This window comes from Hyphomonadaceae bacterium ML37 (assembly GCA_027627685.1).
Classification (GTDB): Bacteria; Pseudomonadota; Alphaproteobacteria; order Caulobacterales; family Maricaulaceae; genus Oceanicaulis.
The window spans coordinates 2878950-2893560 of sequence record CP091241.1 but is presented as its reverse complement, the minus strand read 5'-3'; the positions used below and the strand labels follow the sequence as shown (position 1 = coordinate 2893560).

The 14611-nt window shown below is 69.3% G+C and carries 16 protein-coding genes; 8 read left to right on the top strand and 8 right to left on the bottom strand.

Annotated elements, in window-relative coordinates; translation table 11 throughout:
• Window positions 1-5: 5 nt before the first annotated feature.
• From L2D01_14295 to hemC, 4 genes are all read right to left on the bottom strand, one after another.
• Complete coding sequence (locus tag L2D01_14295) at window positions 6-1463, bottom strand: hypothetical protein (protein WBQ10042.1); 1458 nt, start codon at window positions 1461-1463, stop codon at window positions 6-8.
• Window positions 1460-2644 (bottom strand): hypothetical protein, encoded by a 1185-nt coding sequence (locus L2D01_14290; GenBank protein WBQ10041.1) that lies wholly within the window; start codon window positions 2642-2644, stop codon window positions 1460-1462. The genes L2D01_14295 and L2D01_14290 overlap by 4 nt, the downstream gene beginning before the upstream one ends.
• An 81-nt stretch (window positions 2645-2725) precedes the next feature.
• Window positions 2726-3448, bottom strand: a complete 723-nt coding sequence (locus tag L2D01_14285; GenBank protein ID WBQ10040.1) for a uroporphyrinogen-III synthase — start codon at window positions 3446-3448, stop codon at window positions 2726-2728.
• Window position 3449: 1 nt separating this feature from the next.
• The gene (gene hemC, locus L2D01_14280) at window positions 3450-4406 is read right to left on the bottom strand and encodes a hydroxymethylbilane synthase (protein ID WBQ10039.1); all 957 of its coding nucleotides are present in this window, start codon (window positions 4404-4406) and stop codon (window positions 3450-3452) included.
• A 60-nt stretch (window positions 4407-4466) separates the two neighbouring features.
• On the opposite strand from hemC, the gene tsaD reads away from it, so the two are divergent.
• A complete protein-coding gene (gene tsaD, locus L2D01_14275) occupies window positions 4467-5612 on the top strand; it encodes a tRNA (adenosine(37)-N6)-threonylcarbamoyltransferase complex transferase subunit TsaD (protein WBQ10038.1) in 1146 nt (381 codons plus the stop codon).
• An 11-nt stretch (window positions 5613-5623) separates the two neighbouring features.
• On the top strand, window positions 5624-6625 hold the full coding sequence (locus tag L2D01_14270; GenBank protein WBQ10037.1) for an NAD(P)-dependent glycerol-3-phosphate dehydrogenase: 1002 nt from the start codon (window positions 5624-5626) through the stop codon (window positions 6623-6625).
• Window positions 6626-6641: 16 nt separating this feature from the next.
• On the opposite strand, the gene L2D01_14265 is transcribed toward L2D01_14270, so the two are convergent.
• Complete coding sequence (locus L2D01_14265) at window positions 6642-6941, bottom strand: GNAT family N-acetyltransferase (GenBank protein ID WBQ10036.1); 300 nt, start codon at window positions 6939-6941, stop codon at window positions 6642-6644.
• Window positions 6942-6972: 31 nt separating this feature from the next.
• Entirely contained in the window at window positions 6973-7371 is a 399-nt protein-coding gene (locus tag L2D01_14260) for a DUF2237 domain-containing protein (protein WBQ10035.1), read from the bottom strand.
• A gap of 181 nt (window positions 7372-7552) precedes the next feature.
• Between L2D01_14260 and L2D01_14255 the strand changes: the two genes are divergently transcribed.
• The gene (locus tag L2D01_14255) at window positions 7553-8173 is read left to right on the top strand and encodes a peroxiredoxin family protein (protein ID WBQ10034.1); all 621 of its coding nucleotides are present in this window, start codon (window positions 7553-7555) and stop codon (window positions 8171-8173) included.
• Here the strand turns inward: L2D01_14255 and L2D01_14250 are convergent.
• Window positions 8170-8936 (bottom strand): IS5 family transposase gene (locus L2D01_14250; protein ID WBQ10033.1). Its coding sequence is split into 2 segments (ribosomal slippage): window positions 8170-8627 and window positions 8627-8936, totalling 768 coding nucleotides; the frame shifts between segments, so codons are not numbered across the junction. The genes L2D01_14255 and L2D01_14250 overlap by 4 nt on opposite strands.
• 113 nt (window positions 8937-9049) lie before the next feature.
• Between L2D01_14250 and L2D01_14245 the strand changes: the two genes are divergently transcribed.
• Complete coding sequence (locus tag L2D01_14245; GenBank protein WBQ10032.1) at window positions 9050-9643, top strand: GNAT family N-acetyltransferase; 594 nt, start codon at window positions 9050-9052, stop codon at window positions 9641-9643.
• A 193-nt stretch (window positions 9644-9836) separates the two neighbouring features.
• Here L2D01_14245 and L2D01_14240 read toward each other — a convergent pair whose 3' ends face one another.
• Window positions 9837-10610: a LytTR family transcriptional regulator gene (locus L2D01_14240; protein WBQ10031.1), complete on the bottom strand. Its 774-nt coding sequence runs from the start codon at window positions 10608-10610 to the stop codon at window positions 9837-9839.
• Window positions 10611-10776: 166 nt separating this feature from the next.
• Between L2D01_14240 and L2D01_14235 the strand changes: the two genes are divergently transcribed.
• The 4 genes from L2D01_14235 to lpdA all read left to right on the top strand — a co-directional run bounded on the left by L2D01_14235 (window position 10777) and on the right by lpdA (window position 14472).
• Window positions 10777-11253 carry a DUF2141 domain-containing protein gene (locus tag L2D01_14235; GenBank protein WBQ10030.1) on the top strand — a complete coding sequence of 159 codons (477 nt, stop codon included), beginning with the start codon at window positions 10777-10779 and terminating at the stop codon, window positions 11251-11253.
• Between the two features lies 1 nt (window position 11254).
• Window positions 11255-11641 carry a DUF2306 domain-containing protein gene (locus L2D01_14230; GenBank protein WBQ10029.1) on the top strand — a complete coding sequence of 129 codons (387 nt, stop codon included), beginning with the start codon at window positions 11255-11257 and terminating at the stop codon, window positions 11639-11641.
• Window positions 11642-11710: 69 nt separating this feature from the next.
• Window positions 11711-12946 (top strand): alkaline phosphatase family protein, encoded by a 1236-nt coding sequence (locus tag L2D01_14225; protein ID WBQ10028.1) that lies wholly within the window; start codon window positions 11711-11713, stop codon window positions 12944-12946.
• A gap of 122 nt (window positions 12947-13068) precedes the next feature.
• Complete coding sequence (gene lpdA / locus L2D01_14220; protein WBQ10027.1) at window positions 13069-14472, top strand: dihydrolipoyl dehydrogenase; 1404 nt, start codon at window positions 13069-13071, stop codon at window positions 14470-14472.
• The last annotated feature ends 139 nt before the right edge of the window (window positions 14473-14611 follow it).

Below are 14611 nucleotides of genomic sequence, written 5' to 3'. Positions count from 1 at the left end.
CGGCATCAGTCCTTGCGGGCGTCATCCTCAACGCCGGGATCATCCGGCGCGCGCGGGGCCTGATAGCTGTCCGTGGCGGCGCTGTCGCCCGGTTTTGCAGCGCGCGGTTTGGCCGGCGCTTCCAGCAGGGCGCTGTCGGGCGCAGCGGCGGCGGCGATCTCATAGCGCTCATGGCGCGGGTGGATCAGCCGGCTTTCCCGGCCCCAGGCGTCCACCATGCGCTTCCAGTCCTCGTCGGTATAGGGGAAGGCGGCGCCGGTCTCGTCGATATCCGACCAGTCGGCTTCGCCGGGCGCATGGGCGGCGCGGGTCATCCAGCGCCGCGCCCCGGCGGCGTCGCCGTCCAGCTGGGCGGCGCGGGCGGCCAGTACACAGACCCGCGCCGAGACAGGCGGCTGGGCGGTCAGGCTGGCGAGCGCGTCGCGGGCGGCGTCGCGATTTTCCTGATCCAGCGCCGTTTCGGCCAGCAGGATGCGGCTTTCGCGATGCTCCGGATTGAGGGCGGCCAGGGCGCGCAGGCGCTCGGCCCGCTTGGCCTTGGTGTCGGATTTGCGCAAGGCGCCATGAGCCCGGGCCAGCGCCGGGTGGGGCGCGCGTGTCCAGGAGGTTTCCAGAATTTGCGCCGCCTGCCGGTGACGGCGCTGATCGGCCAGCAGCCTGCCGGCCAGTTCCGCAGCGGGGGCGAAATCGGGCGAGGCGCCCGCGGCGCGCTCGGCCAGCCGGGCCGCCGCTTCGGGGTCGGAGGCCTCCATGCGGCGCGCCTCGGCGGTCAGGAGTACCGCGCGGGTGCGCGCCGCGCGCAGCTTCTCCACCAGTCCGCGCTTTTCACCTTCGGACAAAGTCGTCTCCGCCTCGCGCCAGCGCGCGGCGTTCACCTGGGCGGCGAAAAGCGAGTCATAGGCCCAGCGCGCCGGGCCGGAGGTCTCGAACGCCTCGCTGGCATGAGTGATGACGCCCAGCGCATCGCCGCGCGCTTCGGCGATAGAGGCGAGGCCCCGCCGGGCCACCAGCCGGGTGCGCGAATCCTCCAGCATGGCCTCATACTGGCTCTGGGCGCTGGCCAGATCGCCGTCGGCTTCGGCGGCGCGCGCCGACAAGAGCCGCGACAGGGCCGGCCGGTCCAGCAACGCCTCGGCCCGGGCCGCCTGACGCACCGCCAGCGCGCCCTGGCCTGCGGCGGACGCGATCAGCGCGCGCTCCAGCGCATCGAAGCCCTGATCACGCTTGCGGCGCTGACGGAATTTGCGGAACGCATCCGGCGCGCCCCAGACCTTGGCGATCAGCCACCAGGCGACCACCAGCAAGAAGGTCGCGAGCAGCAGCACGCCCATCGCCAGCGCGAACGGCCCTTCGGCCTGAACGCCCAGAAACTCCACGCGCACCACGCCCGGATTGAGAGTCAGGAAGACGGCGAGCGCCGCGGTGAATACGCACAGTGCAATGGTGGCGATCAGGCGGATCATGGCGCCACCTCATCATCCAGCGCGGCGCGCACCTGGCTCAGCGCCGCCTCGACCTGCAGGCGGGCTTCCGCGCCCTGCAGCCAGTCTGCGATCACCGCGCGGGCCGGATCCTCAAGGGCGCGGGCGTCCGCCACCGCGCCTTCCAGATCGCCATCGTCCAGCGCCGCCCGAATAGCGTCGCCGGGACCCGGGCCTTGCGTATTGCGGGCGATGCGCAGCACGCCGAACCAGACTTCAGTCTGCGCGCTGACGGCCTGCAATTCGTCATCAGGCAGTTGGGCCGCCAGTTGTTCGCGCGACGGCGCGCCGGTGCGGGCATGGGCGCGCAGATCGCCCATTGCCGGCGCATCCGGCCAGGCGCGGCGCAGCTCAGCGAGCTCGACGGCGAAGGGGGCTGATCCGCGCGCGGCCGAAGCCAGATCGGCATAGGCGAGGGCGCGGCGCGCCCCGTCGGGTGAGGGCGGGGCGGCGTCTGGCGCAGCCTCCACCTCCGCCAGACGCGCGTCCAGATCGTCCAGGCGGCCGGTCGCCGCATCGAGGCGGGACTGAAGTCGCGCCGCCTCGTCATTGGCCCGTTCTGCGGCGGCGATCCGGTCGGTCAGCGCATCGAGCCGGGTCAGCACCGGGTCCAGAGCGGCGGACACATCGACGCCTTCACCCGCCTCACCGCTTCCCAGCGCGGCGATCCGGGCCTCCAGGGCGTCGAGGCGGCGGGCGGCGTCGCTGGCCGTCTCGTCGATGCGCGTCTCCAGCCCCGTCAGATCGGTGCCTTCCGGCGGCTCTACAGCCTCCAGCGAGTCCACGCGATCGCGCAGGGCCGCGGCGTCGCGCACCAGCTGTTCCAGCGCCTGCCCGCGCAGGGCTTCGCCCGGATCTTCGGTCTCCAGCGCACTCAGGCGCGTCTCAATGCGTGACAGGTCTGGCGGGGGTATTTCAGCGGTTTCCAGAGCGCCCAGGCGCGCTTCCAGCGCGGTGAGATCCGGGGCCGGCGCCGGCATGGCGCGCACCAGCACCCAGCCGGCCGCGCCGCCAATCAGCGCGGCGGCGACCACAAATCCGGTCAGGCGCAGTATCGCCAGCGCCCGCGACAATCCCTTGCGGGGTTCGGGTTCGCTATCCACCGGTTTGAACTCGGCATCCACCGGTTCGGGATCGCCGTTCGGCTTTGTCCGCCCGCTCATCGCGCCTGCCTCGTCAGCAGCCTGTCATCCATAATGCGCTCGAGTCTAAGCCGCGCCGCGCCTGCGCGCCACCGCCCGATGTCAGGTTTCTCGCGGCGCAAGGATTGTGCTGAGCGCTTCGAGCAGCGCCGCTTCATCAGGTCGTTGCGCTACCGTCACGCGCCCTGCACCCGAATGGCGCAGCGGCCCGGCGGCCGCGTCGGAGATCGCCAGAATATGCGCGCCGCCAAGCGCTGACAGCCGGCCTGCGGCCTCCACCAGCGCCAACAGTCTTTCGGTCCCGAGCGGCGAGTGGAGCAGCACCACGGCGCCGGGTCCGAGCGCCTGCAGGGCGGCCTCAGGCAGGGCGTCCACCGGGCGCGCCTCATAGGCGACGTGGCTCTGGGCGTCGCGGCCCATGGCGGTCAGGGCGCCGGACAGATCAAAGGCCTGATCGCGACCGCGCACATGGATGAGGCAGCCCGGATCGGGCGCGTTGAGGATGATGTCGAGCAAGCCGGCCGCATCGCCCGACCCGGTGACCACGTCCTCATGACCGGCGGCGCGCGCTGCGGCGGCGCTGGCGGGGCCAACGGCGAAGATTTTGAGAGATGGCGGCGCGCCCAGGCGCGTCAACTGACCCGCGCCATTGGGGCTGGTGACGATCACGGCGCCCGCGCCTGTCCAGTCCGGCGCGCCGTCCGTTGCCGCGATCTGCGCCGTTGCGGCGTTCACCGCGTGATAGCCCAGCGCCGCCAGCCGCTGGCAGGTGAGCGTGGCGCCGGGCTCAGCGCGCGTGACCAGCACCGGGCGCGCTTCCGTCATCTCATCCGGTTCCGGCGATGATCGCGGCCAGCGCTGCGCCGCCTGCATCGCGGATGTGCTCACCCACGCTGCGTCCCAGAGCTGCGGCCTCGGCCAGACCCATAGCCGGCGCCGAGCCGGAACCGGTCCAGCGCTGCTTGCCGTCTTCGGACAGCGCCTCCGCGCTCAGCCGGATTTCACCGTTTACGATATGGGCGTAGGCGGCGATGGGGGTGCGGCACGATCCGTCCAGCGCTTCCAGCACGCCGCGTTCCGCCGCCGCGGCCAGCGCGCTGTCGTGATGCTGGATGGCGGCGCATAGGGCCTGAGCCTGCGCGTCGCCCATGCGAATCTCCACGCCGACGCAGCCCTGGGCGGGTGCAGGCAGCATGGCGCCGGTGTCGATGGGCGTGAGCTTCGCCTCGTCCCGCCCCAGCCGGCGCAGACCGGCGCGCGCCAGGAAGGTGGCGTCAATGGCGCCATCGCGCACCTTGCCCAGGCGCGTATCCACATTGCCGCGCAGAAGCGTGACTTTGAGGTCAGGCCGCGCCGCCAGCGCCTGGGCCTGGCGCCGGATGGAGGCGGTGCCGAGCACGGCTCCTTGGGGCAGGTCGGCGAGCTGGGCCGAGCCGTTGGCGACGAGGAGCACGTCGCGCGGGTCCTCGCGTTCCAGGATCGCGGCGATGGCCAATCCTTCCGGCAGGCGGGTCGGAACATCCTTCATGGAGTGCACGGCGAAGCGCGCTTCACCGGCCAGCAGGGCGGTCTCCAACTCTTTGGTGAACAAGCCCTTTCCGCCCGCCGCCAGCAGCGCCCGGTCGGTGATCCGGTCGCCGGTCGTGGACAGGCCCAGGATTGGAAACGCTGCCGCGTAATCCTCCACCCCGGCGGCCTGGCCCAATATGGCCTGCAGATTATAGGCCTGGGCGAGGGCCAGCGGCGAGGTGCGCGTGGCGATAGGCATGGGTTCAAAAGGCATGGCCGCTCCTGAACGGCGCCGCCCATTGTGTGCGGGCGCGCGCAGCGCTAACGATCTGTCATGGCGTTATCCCATGCTTTTCCGTTCGGGCAACCCGTCGCGTCACCGCAAAAGGCGTTGACCGTGCTGGGTCTTGAGTCCAGCTGCGACGATACCGCCGCCTCCATTGTGCGCCGCGAACCCGATGGTGCGATCACGATTCTGGCCGAGGCCGTGATCGGTCAGAACGACGCCCATGCGCCCTATGGCGGGGTGGTGCCCGAGATCGCCGCGCGCGCCCATGCCGAGCGGATGGACGGTCTGGCGGCGCGGGTCCTGACGGAAGCCGGCCTCTCGCCGGGCGATCTTGACGCGGTGGCGGCCACCGCCGGACCGGGCCTGATTGGCGGGGTCATGGCGGCGCTGATGACTGCCAAGGGCATCGCGCTGGGCGCCGGCATTCCGCTGGTGGCGGTCAATCATCTCGAAGGCCACGCCCTGTCGCCGCGCCTGACGGGGCGGCTGGACTTCCCCTATCTCCTGCTCCTCGTCTCCGGCGGCCATACCCAGCTTCTGATCGTGGAGGGCATCGGGGCGATGACGCGGCTGGGGTCCACCATTGATGACGCGGCGGGCGAGGCGTTCGACAAGACCGCCAAGATCATGGGGCTTGGCTTTCCCGGCGGCCCGGCGGTTGAACGCGCCGCGCGCGAGGCCCGCGATCCGGGCCGATTCCCCCTGCCGCGCATGCTGACCGGCAAGCCGGGATGCGATTTCTCTTTTGCCGGCCTCAAGACTGCCGCGCGCCGGGTCTGGGACGGGCTGGATTCGCCAGACGAAGCGGACCGCGCCGACCTCGCCCACGCCGTGCAGGGCGCCATCGCCGCCCATCTGGCCGAGCGTACAGGCCGGGCGATGGACGTGTTTACAGACCGCCTGCCCGAAGCCGGGCGTACGCTGGTGGTCGCTGGCGGCGTGGCGGCGAACCAGACGGTGCGCAGCGCGCTGACGGCAGAGGCCGGGGCGCGGGGCTTCACCCTGGTGGCGCCGCCGCTGAAATACTGCACAGATAATGCGGCCATGATCGCTCTGGCGGGCGCCGAGCGTCTGGCGCTGGGGCTGACGGACGGGCTGGATGCGCCGGCGCGCGCGCGCTGGCCGCTGGACGCCGACGCAGCGGCGCTCGCCCCGGCGACGGGCTCGGGCCGTAAGGGTCCCAAGGCGTGACGGGAGGGGGCATGAACAGGTTTCAATCCATCGGCGTGATCGGCGCGGGCGCCTGGGGCACGGCGCTGGCCCAGGCCGCCGCCAGCGCCGGGCGCGATGTCACGCTCTGGGCGTTTGAGCCGGAAGTGACCGACGCGATCCGCACCACCGGCGAGAACACCGCCTTCCTCAAAGGCGTGGCGCTCAATTCCGGCATCCGCGCGACCTCCGATCCCGAGGCTCTGGCTGGGTGCGCCGCGTATCTGCTGGTCACGCCAGCGCAGCACGCACGGCGCACGCTCGCCGCGTTCGCCTCTCACATCCCGGACGGCGCGCCGGTGCTTTTGTGCGCCAAGGGCATCGAGCAGGGCTCGCTGGCGCTGATGACGCAGGTGCTGGCCGAGACCATTCCCCATGCCGTGCCCGCCGTCCTGTCCGGCCCCAGCTTCGCCATCGACGTGGCGCGCGGCCTGCCTACGGCGGTGACGCTGGCGTGCGATGATGAAGGCCTGGGCCAGCAATTGATGGAGGCCATCGGCTCACCGGCCTTCCGGCCCTATTGGAGCTCGGACCTGATCGGCGCGGAGGCGGGCGGGGCGGTGAAGAACGTGCTCGCCATCGCCTGCGGCATCAGCGAGGGCAAGGGGCTCGGCCGGTCCGCCCATGCCGCCCTGATCGCGCGTGGTTTTGCCGAGATGACCCGCCTGGGCGTGGCGCTGGGCGCCCGGCGCGAGACGCTGGCGGGGCTGTGCGGGCTGGGCGATCTGGTGCTCACCTGCTCCTCGCCGCAATCGCGCAACATGTCCTGCGGGCTGGCGCTGGGCCGGGGCGAGGCGCTGGCCGACATCATGGCGGCGCGCAACGCTGTCACCGAAGGCGTGGCCACCGCGCCTGCCGTCACCCAGCTTGCAAAGCGCGCCGGCGTGGGAATGCCGATCTGCGCCGCCGTCGATGCCGTCCTGTCCGGCGCGCTGGATGTGGACGGCGCCATCGAGGCGTTGCTGTCACGCCCGTTCGGGCCGGAAGCCGCCTGATAACTGGTTCGCCGTGCTAGCCCGCCAGCACGTCCTGCCATTCGGGATGACGGTGGATCTGGGCCTTGGCGAAGGGGCAGAGCGGAACAATTTTCACGCCGCGTTCGCGGGCATCCAGCACCGCCCGCTCCACCATCGCCTTGCCCACGCCCATGCCGCGCCATTCGTCGGGGACGCCGGTGTGGTCGATGATGATGGTGCGCTCATCCATGATGGAAAACGTCAGCTCCGCCTCGGGCTTGCCGTCAGCGCGAGCGGCATACCGGCCTTTCGAGCCGGACCGTGTTTCGGTGATCTCGTAGTCAGGCGTGGTCATGATATCGCTCCGGGTCGCGGTGGTTGATGGGTCAGTGGCGATCCACCGCGTGAGCGGTCAGCGCCTCCAGCGGCACGATGGCCAGCGTGCGGGCATGGGTCGCCGCCAGATCGACCCGGGGCGCGCAACCGGCCTCGTACGCTTCCAGCCACCGCGCCGCGCACAGGCACCAGCGGTCGCCGGGGCGCAGGCCGGGAAAATCGTACTCAGGGCGCGGCGTGGACAGGTCATTGCCCCGGCTCATGGAAAATTTCAGGAAATCCCCGGTCAGCACAGCGCAGACCGTGTGGACGCCGCGGTCCTCCGGCCCGGTATGGCAGCAGCCATCGCGGTAGAAGCCGGTCTTGGGGTCATGGCTGCAATCGGCCAGCGGCCCGCCCAGCACATTGCGCGGGGCGCCGCCGGAACCGGATACGTGATCGAAGGGCATGGCGGGACTCTCAGCTTAGCGGATGGTCAGACTGGCGCGCATGGCCTGTCTGGGCAAGGGGCAGGCCGGGATGTGAGGCGCCGATCACATGGGCTTCACAACACGCTGAGGCGCCTTTTTCTGGCCCGCACGGCGCGGCACAGTGCCTCCCATCAATCCTGACCCGCTGGAGGGCCGTCCCATGATTACCCGCACTGTCGTTCGCAAGCTCGCGTGCGCGTTTGTTGTTTTTCTCGCGGCCCCCGCCGCCTTCGCCGCCAACGATCCCGATCCGGCCATGCTCGCCAGCGAGGCGGCGGCGGCGTTCGGCCCGGCGGTCGGCGCGCAGGCGCCTGATTTCGCTCTGCCGGACGCCAGCGGCCAGACCCGCACGCTGGCCGATATCTCCGGGCCGCGCGGCGCAGTGATCTATTTCAACCGGTCGCTGGACTGGTGCCCGATCTGCATCGCCCAGACGATCGAGCTGCAAGAGGCCGTCGAGGCGTTCGAGGCGGCGGGCTGGGGCCTGGCGGTGCTAACCTACGACAATGTAGAGACTTTGGCCGCCGCCGCCGCGCGGCGCGAGCTGACGATGACCCTGTTGTCGGACGAGGACAGCGCCGTGATCGACGCGTTTGACGTGCGTGACCCGATTTATGCCGAGCCGCGCCACCGCGCCCATGGCGTGCCCTATCCGGTGGCGATCGCCATACGCCGGGACGGCAGCGTCGCGGGCAAGTTCTGGCATGAAGGCGGGCTCGGGTCGGATCGTGGCTATGCGGTCCGGGTGAGCGTGCAGGAGGTGCTGGCCGCCCTCGACTAGGTCGTGGACTCATAAGCTCTGATCCAGAGTCTTGCTGATGCGAGTGCGATGGCGGCCAGGAAGTTTCTGGCCAGCTTTTCGAATCGTGTGGCGCATCGTCTGAAGTGCTTGAGTTTGCAGAAGTAGCGCTCGACGAGATTGCGTTGGCGATAGATGTGCGGCGCGACCGATCGCTGGACCTTGCAGTTTTTCTGGGTCGGGATGTGAGCTGTGGCGCCCATGGCTTCGATCTGCTCCACAAGGGCGCGGGCGTCGTAGCCGCGGTCGGCCACCACATGGCGGGCGCGGCGCAGGGTGGATATCAGCTCGGCGCCGGCGCTCTTGTCACCAGCCTGGCCTTGAGACAGGGCCAGGCGGATGGGCAGACCCTGATCGTCCACGATGGCGTGGATCTTGGTGCTCAGTCCCCCGCGAGAGAGACCGATGGCGTGATCCGGACCCCCTTTTTTCCGCCTGCGGCGTGCTGGTGGGCGCGGATGATGGAGCTGTCGATAAAGGTCATCGACTCTGGAGACTGGTCGGCCAGAGCATTGAAAACACTCACCCATACCCCCGCCTTGGCCCACCGGTTGAAGCGGTTGTAGACCGTCGTGTACGGGCCGTAGCGCTCCGGCAGATCGCGCCAGGGCGATCCCGTCCGCAATATATAGAAAATCCCGTTCAGCACACGCCGGTCGTCCGTGCGCGGCACACCGCGCGGCTTGTTCGGCAGGAGCGGCGCGATGATCGACCACTCCGCATCACTCAAATCAAATCGGGCCATGACCAAACTCCCTTCAAGGAGCTTGAATCACGACCCAGCTGATTTGGGAATCCCGTTTATGGGTACAGAACCTAGGCGCTTGCGTCTGGCGGCGCGCGGGGCGAGTCTGGCGGGTGATACGCACCGCCGGGGAGGATGGCGCCATGCTGGACGGACCGGTTCTGGAGACCGCGCGCCTGCGCCTCCGTCCGCCGCAAGAGGCGGATTTTGCAGGGCTTTGCGCCCTGATGGGCGACGAGCAAACGGCCCGGCACATCGGCGGCGCCACCGAACCGGCGCTGACCTGGCGCTCCATGGCCATGCTGATGGGTCACTGGATGATCCGCGGCTACGGCTTCTTTTCGGTTGAAGACAAGGCCACCGGCGACTGGGTCGGCCGGGTGGGGCCCTGGAACCCCCATGAATGGCCGGCGCCGGAGGTCGGCTGGTCGATCCTGCGCAGCCAGTGGGGCAAGGGCTATGGCCCGGAAGCTGCTGGCGCAGCACTGGATTTTGTCTTTGACCGGCTCGGCTGGGAGCGGGTGATCCACCTGATCGCGCCGGAGAATGTCAATTCGGCCGCCGTGGCGCGCAAGCTGGGCTCGGTCAATACCGGCGAAAGCGCGCAAATCCCTGGTTTTCCAGGCATTCTGACGGATGTCTGGGCGCAGTCAAAGGCGGACTGGGCGGTCAATCGTGCGCGGCTTGTCCACGCCCTGACGCCGTGAGCGGGGCGGGGACAGATGCGCGGCGGGCGCGGCGATACAAGCCCTGTGATCTCCAATTCAGGTGTCGAAAATGGCCTGGCATGTGTCCAAAAGGGCGCCTTGAGGGGTCAAGGGGGCGCATTACGGGGTCAAGACGGACGGATTCATGGCCTTGACGGCGCCAGGCCCGTTCAGTCCCCGCCCTCGCACCCCCTCAAAACCACCCCGCCTCCTTGAGCGCCGGGTAGTAGCTGCGGCTGACCGGGACCTCGGTGCCGTCGGTGAGGATCAGCACGCCGCGGCCGTCGCCTTTCCTGGCGTCGGCGACGGCGGCGCGGGCGACCCACCAGGAGCGGTGGGTGCGGGCGCCGTCGAGCGCGGCGCAGGCGGCGGCCGCGTCTGACAGGCGCATCAGGATCAGGGTTTCGCCGGCATCGGTGCGCACGCGCAGATAATGATCCTCGGCGCTCATCGAGAGGATGGCGGCGCGGCGCAGGCGCACGGGCAGCTTGTCGATGAGGGCGGCGGAGGCGCAGGCCGGGGCGGCTGCGCCGGCGTCCGCGTCGGCGGCCTGCGCGCCCGCCGCAATCATACGGGTCTGGCGGTGGCGGACATAGCTGATGCCGGTCATGGCGGCGGCGATCACCAGCACGAAGACGCCGAGTAGGGGCAGGTGCGACCAAACCGGCGCGCCCCTGCGCACCGCATCGATGGTGAACACCATGGCCGTCACCGGCACGGTGAGGAACACGGCGGCGCCGGCGAACCAGATCCCGTCCGGTCCGTGCGGGCGCAGGCGCCGCACGAGGCGGACGCCCAGATCGCCGCTGATCCCGCCCAGGAGGATCAGCCCCGTCCAGTAGACCCAGACCAGTGGCCATCCAAAGACCTGCGTGCCATAGGGGCCCAGCACGGCCAGAAACGTGCCAATGGCGCTGAGCACGCCCGCTTCGCGGACGGCTTTTACAAGCCGGTCCCGGCTGATCATCCTGGCGACCCCTCCCGTTGGCGAAGCGTGAATGACAGCCATAGCGCCATTCACGACGGCTTTCAGCCCTTTCGCGTATTGACGGTTTTCGCGCCCCGCAGCGGCTGGCAGGTCTGATGGGGCCCGCCGCAATCGTGCGCCGGGACGACTGCATCAGGAGCCGACCATGAGACCCCGCCATTCCATGTCCCGCATCGCCCTCGCCGCTCTTCTGGCAGCCCCGCTCATCGCCTTCGCCGCGCCCGCCTTTGCCGATGACGCCGCCAGCCCGACCGGGCGCGTCAGCCTGGAGATCACCGGCATGGTGGGCGCCGGAGGCGAGATCGCCGTCGCGCTGTATGCCCAGGACGGCGCCTGGCTCGGATCTAACCCGGTGGCGGCCCAGCGCGCGCCGGTCTCCGATGGCGTGATGACGATCGTGTTCGAGGACCTCGCGCCGGGCCGTTACGCCGCGTCGGTCTATCAGGACGTCAACGCCAATGGCGCGCTGGACACAGGCTTCATGGGCATTCCGACAGAGCCGTACGGCTTTTCGGCCGGCGCGGCCGCGCGGTTCGGCCCGCCCTCCTTTGATGCGGCGTCGTTTGAAATAACAGAGGGGCAGGAGACGGCCCAGACCGTCACCCTGCGTGCAGGGCGCTGAGATGAATCCCGACGCTTTCTTCGCCGCCCCCTGGCATATCCAGCTGCACGCCGGGTCCGCCATCGCGGCGGTGCTTCTGGGCGCTGTGCAGCTGATCGCGCCCAAGGGCACGCTGCCGCACCGCCAGCTGGGCTATGTCTGGGTCGGGCTGATGCTGACCGTGGCGGTCACGGCCATCTTCATCCGCCACAGCGGCAGCTTCAGCTGGCTGCACATCTTTGTGCCGCTGACTGTGTTCGGGGTGGCCGGGCTGATCATCCAGGCCCGCAAGGGCCTGGTCAGCCGGCACCGCAATTCGGTGCTGGCCCTGTATCTGGGCGCCTTGATGATCCCCGGCGCGTTCAGCTTCATGCCGGGGCGCCTCATGTGGGACGTGGTGGCGGGGTGAGGTCGTCATTGACCTGACGCAGGCATGGCGTATCAGGGACGGATCCCGCGTGTAACAGGAGCACCGCCCATGTCCCGCCGTCTGACCCGTCTTGCCCGCCTGGCCGGTTTCGCCGCGCCGCTGGCGCTCGTTCTGGCCGCGTGCAGCGAGCCGGTGGCGATGGATCCGGCGCGCGAGACGCCGCCGCCATCGGTGGACATTCTGCGCGAGGCCGGGCTGATCGAGCAGCCAGAAACGCCCTGGGCGGCGCTGGAGTCCTTCTACGACCAGCTTGAGTATGACGTGCCGCGCGCGCCCGCCGGGCCGGCCCTGCCGGGTTCTGATCGCGCGCTGAGCTCCATCGCCTTCGGGTCCTGCAATACGGCCGAGCGCGAAATCCCCATCCTCAACGTGATCGCGGATGCGGGCCATGAGCTGTTCATCTATGCGGGCGACAATGTGTATGGCGATGCGCGCGCCTATGACGCGACGCTGCCCGAACTGCGCACCGCCTATCACCAGCTGGCCGCACGGCCCGAGTTTCAGCGCCTGCGCGCCGCGGTCCCGATGCTCGCAGCCTGGGACGATCATGATTACGGCATGAACGATATGGGCCGCGACTTTGCGTTCAAGGGTTTCGCCGAGCGCCTGTTCCTGGATTTCTGGGGCGCGGGCGAGGACGATGTGCGCCGCACCCGCGAGGGGATTTACGACGCCCATGTGTTCGGCCCCGAAGGCCAGCGCGTGCAGGTGATCCTGCTCGATACCCGCTGGTTCCGCTCCGACCTTACGCCCACGGACGAGCGCGGCGCGGTCGGGCGCGAGCGCTATATCCCCAGCGACGATCCCGATCAGGACATGCTGGGCGCGGCGCAATGGGCCTGGCTGGAGGCCCAGCTTCAGGTCCCGGCGCAGGTGCGCCTGATCGTGTCCTCCATCCAGGTCCACGCGGACGGGCATGGCTGGGAAGCCTGGCGCACCATGCCGCGCGAGCGCGACCGGCTCTATGGGCTGATCCGCCAGACCGGCGCCAATGGCGTGGTGCTGGTGTCGGGCGACCGGCATTCCGCGGGGCTTTATGTGCGCCGGGACGTCATCGATTATCCGCTCTACGAGATCACCTCGTCTGCGCTCAACATGTCGTTCCGCGATGTAAACGACGAACCCGGCCCGCACCGGATCGGCGACATGTTCGCGCCGGAGAACTATGGCGTGATCGGCATTGACTGGGAGGCGGGTGCGCTGAGCCTGGAGATCCGCGACAATACCGGCGCCACGGTGCGCGAGCAGGCCGTGGCGCTGAGCGAGATCGCGGCGCTGCGCTGAAGCGGGGTCAAGCCGTCATGATCGCGTTGACGCAAGCGCGGGGGTGAGTAGGGTGCGGCCAAACCGCGCCCGGCCCCTTTCCGCCCGCTTCGCCCGGCGCCCTCGACGAAAGGCGCGACACCATGGCTGACCAGTTCGACCTGATCATCATCGGCGGCGGCCCTGGCGGCTATAACTGCGCCATCCGCGCCGGCCAGCTGGGCCTCAAGGCCGCCCTGATCGAGAAGCGCAAGACGCTGGGCGGCACCTGCCTCAATGTCGGCTGCATCCCGTCGAAAGCCCTGCTGCACGCCTCTGAAATGTATGAGGAGGCGGGCCTGAACTTCGCCGATATGGGCATTGGCGTGGGCGCGCTGTCGCTGGATCTCAAAAAGATGATGGCGCGCAAGGACGAGGCAGTGAAGGGCCTCACCGACGGCGTCGCCTTCCTGATGAAGAAGAACAAGGTCAAGGTTTTCCACGGGGCCGGCGCGATTGCGGGTCCCGGGAAAGTCACCGTGACGTCCGACGCGGGCGAGGCGCAGACGCTGGAGACAAGCCATATCGTCATCGCCACGGGCTCCGAGGTGACGCCGCTGCCGGGCGTGGAGATTGACGAGGCGCGCATCGTTTCGTCCACCGGCGCGCTGGAGCTGGCCTCCGTTCCCAAAAAGCTCACCGTGATCGGAGCGGGGGTGATCGGGCTGGAGCTGGGCTCGGTCTGGCGCCGGCTGGGGTCGGACGTGACCGTGGTGGAATATCTCGACCGCGTCCTGCCGGGCATGGACGGCGCGGTGTCGAAAGCCGCGCGCAAGATTTTTGAAAAGCAGGGCGTCAAGTTCCAGCTGGCGCGTAAAGTGACGGGCGTGGAAACCGGCCAGGACGGCCTGACGGTGAAGACCGAAGCGGCAGCGGGCGGCGACGCGCAGAGCCATGCGGCCGATGTGGTGCTGGTGAGCATTGGCCGGCGGCCCTACACCCACGGGCTGGGCCTCGATACAGTCGGCCTGGAAACGGATAAACGCGGCTTCATCCCCAATGAGCACTTCCAGACGTCGGCCGAGGGCGTCTGGGTGATCGGCGATGCCACCCATGGGCCGATGCTGGCCCACAAGGCCGAGGATGACGGCGCGGCCTGCGCCGAGCTGATCGCGGGCAAGGCGGGGCATGTGAATTATCTGGCCACCCCGAACGTGGTCTACACTTATCCGGAGATCGCCGCGGTCGGGTATACCGAGGAGCAACTCAAGGAACAGGGCCGCGCATACAAGACCGGCCAGTTTCCCTTCATGGCCAATTCGCGCGCGCGCACCATCCACCAGACCGACGGCATGGTGAAAATCCTCGCCGACGCGAAGACGGACGAGATTCTGGGCGCGCATATCATCGGCCCCCATGCGGGCGAGATGATCGCCGAGCTGGCGCTGGCCATGGAGTTCCGCGCCTCGTCTGAAGATGTGGCGCGCACCTCCCACCCCCACCCGACCCTGTCGGAAGCGATCCGGCAGGCGGCCATGGGCGTGGAAGGCTGGACGATGCAGATGTAGCCGCAGCTGCGGGGACGGAGATTGGCCTTGACGGCGACGCGGTCGCAGGGCCGGCGTGGGGCTGCAGGTCACAAAAGATTTGGATGACGATGCCGTGCGGCGCTGCTCTATATGGCTGCATGGGTGCGGGGCGGAGTGG